The sequence below is a fragment of the Streptomyces sp. genome, assembly GCF_050698815.1.
In the GTDB taxonomy this organism is placed as follows: domain Bacteria; phylum Actinomycetota; class Actinomycetes; order Streptomycetales; family Streptomycetaceae; genus Streptomyces.
The window spans coordinates 1-4820 of record NZ_JBOHCV010000560.1 but is presented as its reverse complement, the minus strand read 5'-3'; the positions used below and the strand labels follow the sequence as shown (position 1 = coordinate 4820).

Below are 4820 nucleotides of genomic sequence, written 5' to 3'. Positions count from 1 at the left end.
ATCTGGATCGTCTCGTCGCGGCCCGGGCCGACGCCGATCGCGGAGATCGGGGCGCCGGACATCTCCTCCAGCGCCTTGACGTAGCCCTGCGCGTTCTTCGGCAGGTCGTCGAAGGACTTCGCCTTGGTGATGTCCTCCGACCAGCCCGGCAGGAACTCGTAGACCGGCTTCGCGTGGTGGAAGTCGCTCTGGCTGAAGGGCAGCTCGTCGACCCGCCGGCCCTCGATCTCGTAGCCGACGCAGACCGGGATGCGCTCCCAGCCGGTGAGTACGTCGAGCTTGGTCAGGAAGAAGTCGGTGAGGCCGTTGACCCGCGTCGCGTACCGGGCGATGACCGCGTCGAACCAGCCGCAGCGGCGGTCGCGACCCGTGGTGACGCCCCGCTCGCCGCCGATGCTGCGCAGCGCCTCGCCGTCCGCGTCGAGCAGCTCGGTCGGGAAGGGGCCCGCCCCCACCCGGGTCGTGTACGCCTTGAGGATGCCGATCACCCGGCTCAGCTTCGTCGGGCCGACCCCCGAGCCGGTGCAGGCACCGCCCGCCGGCGGGGGGGAGGAGGTGACGAAGGGGTCCGTGCCGTGGTCCACGTCCAGCAGCGTGCCCTGGCCGCCCTCCATGAGGACGACCTTGCCCTCGTCGACGGCGTTGTTCAGGATCAGGGTGGTGTCGGCGACGAACCCGCGCAGCTCGTCCGCGTAGCCGAGCAGCTCCTCGACGATCTGCTCGGTGCGGATGGCACGCCGGTTGTAGAGCTTGGCGAGCACCTGGTTCTTGAAGTCGAGCGCCGCCTCGACCTTCTGCGTCAGGATCGACTCGTCGAACAGGTCCTGTACGCGGATGCCCGTACGGTTGATCTTGTCCGCGTAGGCGGGGCCGATGCCGCGGCCCGTGGTGCCGATCTTCCGCTTCCCGAGGAACCGCTCCGTCACCTTGTCGACCTCGGTGTGGTACGGCGCGATCAGGTGCGCGTTACCGCTGAGCAGCAGCTTGGAGGTGTCGACGCCGCGCGCGTTCAGTCCGCTCAGCTCGGAGAGCAGGACCGCCGGGTCGACGACGACGCCGTTGCCGATGACCGGGACGCAGTCCGGGGAGAGGATGCCGGAGGGGAGCAGGTGCAGCGCGTAGGTCTGGTCGCCGACGACGACCGTGTGGCCGGCGTTGTTGCCGCCCTGGTAGCGCACCACGTAGTCCACCGAGCCACCGAGAAGGTCGGTGGCCTTTCCTTTGCCCTCGTCACCCCACTGAGCACCGAGCAGCACGAGTGCGGGCACAGGCGTACACCCCTTCCGGGCGGGGCATGTCCCACGTGCATGGCGCTTTGCCATCGCAAGAGCCGCGGACCGGTGCCCCGGAAATAGAGAACGCCCCTGGCGCAACAGCGACAGGGGCTCTTGCACCGAGAGGCTACCTGAGAGAGGAACATGGTGTCGGCTCCAGACCCCGCGGGGACCTCACGACCCCCGCTGCTCGTGGTCATCGACCCCCTCGCCCGGCTCGCGGACGGAGAGTCCGTGCGGATCGCGCGGGACGTGCTGTGTGCGGGCGCACCGGGTACGAAGGTGTGCCTGCCGCAGAGCGTGGAGGAGACCGAGCGGGCGCTGGCCCGCCGGGGCAGCCGCCGTCCCGTCGTCGTCGGCGACGACAGAGCGTTGCTACGGGCCGTACAACTCCTGCACCGTGAGCGGGAGTTGAGCGAGGCGGCGCTTTCGGTGGTCCCCGTCGGCACGGCGGCCGCGGTGGCCCTTACGCGCGGGCTGGGCGTACCGGCGGACGCGGTGTCGGCGGCACGCACGGTGCTGGACGGAGTCGGGTGCCGGCTCGATCTGCTGCTGGACGACAGCGGCGGGGTGGTGCTGGGGGGCCTGCGCATCCCGGAGGTGCCGGGTGTGGGGGCGGTCACGGAGCGGACGGACCGGCTGGAGCCGGCCGGCTGCGCGCCGTTCTCGCGTACGCGGCGCTCGCTGACGCGGTCGATGCGCGCGGTCCGCCGGGCGGCCGCCCCGCTGCCGCCCGCCCGGCGGCTGCGGGTGGAGGCGGACGGCGAACTCCTCGCCGACCTCGACCACCCTGTGACCGAGGTCTCGGTGATGCCGGACGAATGGGAGCGGGGCCTGGCCCAGGTGACCGTACGCCCGGAGGCGGCGGACCCGTCGGAGCCGGTCACCGCGCGGGCACGTGCGGTCACGGTCTCCGGGCCGGACTTCCGCTACCGCGCGGACGCGCTGGTCGGCGGCCCGGTCCGATTCCGTACCTGGACCGTCCTGGCCGACGCCTGGACGCTCACCCTGCCGGGGTGATGATCCCAAGGTCTGGTCGCGGCGGGCCCGGTCAGGGCGCGAAGAGGGTGCTGGCGAGGACCACGTGGACCGTGGTGCCGCCGAGGATGCTCAGCAGGGCGTTGCGTCGCCATAGGTGCAGGCCGATGGTGGTGGCCAGGGCCAGTAGGGGGGCGGTGGCACGTGATTCGGCCAGGGGGAGGTCGCGCAGGCAGTAGGCGAGCAGGATCACCATGACGCCGGCCGGCATGCGGGTGCTGAGGTACTGGACGGTGCTGCTGGTGTGCAGCGGGGACAGGGCTGTGAAGGGCAGGGCGCGCAGGGCCCAGGTCACGGCGGCGGAGACGGCGACTGCGGCGATCAGATAGGAGGTGTCAGGCATGGAGGGTCCTCGTGCGGGTGGTGAGGCGCCGGGTCAGGAGGGCGGCGGTGAACAGGACGCAGGCGGCCAGCATCATTTGGCCGGGGAGGAGAAGGCGGGCTGCGAGTGCGCTGAGCAGGGCGAGGACGGGAGTGGGAAGGTCATCGCGCCGGTCCCGGATCGCGTCGAGGGCCAGGACGGTGAACAGGGCGGTGAGGGCGAAGTCCAGGCCGGTGACGCTGTCTGGGACGAGCGAGCCGAGTAGTCCGCCGGTGGTGGCGCTGCCCACCCAGTACAGGTGCATGTACAGCTGGAGCCACAGGATGCGGTGGCTGGGCCAGGAGCGGGCCTGCTCGCTGGTGGTCAGGGCGTATGCCTCGTCGGTCAGGGCGAAGGTGCTGTAGGTCTTCGCGAGGCGCCCGCTCACGCGGTGCAGGGGGAAGGAGAGCGTGTAGAAGACGTGCCGGATGTTGACCAGGAAGGCGGTCAGGGCGACCGTCCCCAGCGGTGCGACGGTGGCGACCAGGCCGACGAGCACGAACTCGAACGATCCGGCGTAGATGAGGGCGGTGAACGCGCTCGCCCACCACCAGGCCAGACCGGACTGCGTGACGAGGATTCCGAAGGCGAGGCCGAGCGGCACCAGCCCCAAGCCCACGGAAGCGGAGTCCTTGAACGCGGCCAGAGCCGCAGGCGCCGGGCTCGCCCCCGCCCCCGGACCTGGGGCCGGGGGCGCGATGGCGTGCCCAGCAGGATCGCGGACCACGGACGGAGATATTCCCATGTGGAAATATTAGGACGGAATCAGCCTTATATGGTTGCCGATCATGGCTCTAGGATCAAGCTATGAGCAATGAAGTGCATATCGATCACATCGACAGCGAAATTTTGTTTCATCTGCGCCAGGACGGGCGGCTGACCAACGTCGAACTGGCCAAACGGGTGGGCCTGACCCCGCCGCCGTGCCTGCGCCGGGTCAAGCGGCTGGAGGAAGCCGGCGTCATCACGGGATACCGGGCCGTCGTCGACCCCGAAGCCCTCGGCCATGGGCTGGAAGTCCTCATCGACGTCGAAGTCAGTGCCACCGACCGCAAGACCTTCGAGGAGTTCGAGAAGACCGTGGTGTCCTTCGAGGAGGTCGTCGAGTTCCGTCGCATGTTCGGCCGCCCCGACTACTTCGTCCGCGTCGCCGTGGCCGACCATGCCGCCTACGAGGCATTCCTCACCGGCAAACTCAGCGGCCTGTCCTGCGTCCTCCGCCTCGTATCCCACCTGACCATGAAGAAGATCAAGACCAGCTCCTGACGGTCCGCTGTTCCTCAAGCGGGCCGGCGGGATCAGTCCTCGCGCGTGTACGCGAACTCCTGGCCGGTCCCGGTGAAGGTGCGCACCATGCGGCCGTCGTCCTCGAGGCGCAGGGTGGCCGCGCCGCCGCTGCGGCACTCGCCGGACGAGGCGTCCTCGTCGACCGCGGGCGGAGCGAGACGAACCGGATCGTCCTCGCCGCCGCCGTCCGTGCCCACGGAGAAGATGTCGGCGGTCGCCTCGCAGCGTTCGTCGGGGGCTTCCGAGACCATGCCGATGGCCGCGCCGCTCGCCGTCACCTGCTCGACGGTCACCGTCTGGATGCCGCCGCCCGGCAACGGGCGCTGCCAGTCGCCGAGATACTCCTTGGGCAGCTTCTCCGGCTCCCGTACCCGGTGCAGCGTGGCGGTGCGGCCGGCGGCCTCCCAGGCGAGGGTGGAGTCCGGGCCGCGGGTGAGGGTGTGCGAACCGAGGGCCGCGCACTTCCCCTCGGGCACGCTCTTGACGACCTTGGTGTCCAGGTCGAGCGAGTCGCCGGCCGAGACGAGCTTGCCGTCGCTCTTGCACTCGTAGGTCAGGCCGAGGCTGATGCTGTTGGCGACGACCTCGCCCTTCTGACCCTCGGTGATGACGAAGCGGCGGTACTGGCCGGTGGGTTCGCCGTCCCGGGTGACGGGGCCGCTCCAGGTGCCGACGTACCCCTTGGGCACGTCGGAGTCGGCCTGGTCGCCACCGCCGGACCCGGACCCGGAGTCCAGCAGCGGGAGTTCGGCACCCGAGGCGGCGAAGGCGACACCGGCGACGATGACGGCGGCCAGGCCGGCGATCGCGAGGCGGCGGCGGCATGGCTGAACCGCATCAACCGCGGGCGGTGGCTGATC

Annotated in this window: 5 protein-coding genes and 1 pseudogene; 2 read left to right on the top strand and 4 right to left on the bottom strand. The window is 70.5% G+C overall.

The window, feature by feature from the left end:
• Positions 1-1268: adenylosuccinate synthase (locus ACRDP3_RS20220; RefSeq protein WP_431518384.1), on the bottom strand; the 1268-nt coding region annotated here is incomplete at its 3' end.
• A gap of 150 nt (positions 1269-1418) precedes the next feature.
• On the opposite strand from ACRDP3_RS20220, the gene ACRDP3_RS20215 reads away from it, so the two are divergent.
• A complete protein-coding gene (locus ACRDP3_RS20215) occupies positions 1419-2294 on the top strand; it encodes a diacylglycerol kinase (RefSeq protein WP_431518383.1) in 876 nt (291 codons plus the stop codon).
• Between the two features lie 31 nt (positions 2295-2325).
• On the opposite strand, the gene ACRDP3_RS20210 is transcribed toward ACRDP3_RS20215, so the two are convergent.
• Both ACRDP3_RS20210 and ACRDP3_RS20205 read right to left on the bottom strand, forming a co-directional pair.
• On the bottom strand, positions 2326-2655 hold the full coding sequence (locus ACRDP3_RS20210) for a branched-chain amino acid transporter permease (protein ID WP_431518382.1): 330 nt from the start codon (positions 2653-2655) through the stop codon (positions 2326-2328).
• Positions 2648-3292, bottom strand: coding sequence for an AzlC family ABC transporter permease (locus ACRDP3_RS20205; protein ID WP_431518385.1), 645 nt, complete (start codon positions 3290-3292; stop codon positions 2648-2650). Before ACRDP3_RS20205 ends, ACRDP3_RS20210 begins: the two co-directional genes overlap by 8 nt.
• A gap of 188 nt (positions 3293-3480) precedes the next feature.
• Here ACRDP3_RS20205 and ACRDP3_RS20200 point away from each other — a divergent pair, with 188 nt between their 5' ends.
• Entirely contained in the window at positions 3481-3939 is a 459-nt protein-coding gene (locus tag ACRDP3_RS20200) for an Lrp/AsnC family transcriptional regulator (protein WP_431518381.1), read from the top strand.
• Positions 3940-3971: 32 nt separating this feature from the next.
• Here ACRDP3_RS20200 and ACRDP3_RS20195 read toward each other — a convergent pair.
• Positions 3972-4820: pseudogene (locus ACRDP3_RS20195) on the bottom strand (serine/threonine-protein kinase); the annotation flags it as partial.

Excerpts from the sequence above, each read along its gene's own strand:
- ACRDP3_RS20210 (WP_431518382.1), bottom strand. The coding sequence starts at position 2,655 with ATGCCTGACACCTCCTATCTGATCGCCGCAGTCGCCGTCTCCGCCGCC.
- ACRDP3_RS20200 (WP_431518381.1), top strand. The coding sequence starts at position 3,481 with ATGAGCAATGAAGTGCATATCGATCACATCGACAGCGAAATTTTGTTT.
- ACRDP3_RS20215 (WP_431518383.1), top strand. The coding sequence starts at position 1,419 with ATGGTGTCGGCTCCAGACCCCGCGGGGACCTCACGACCCCCGCTGCTC.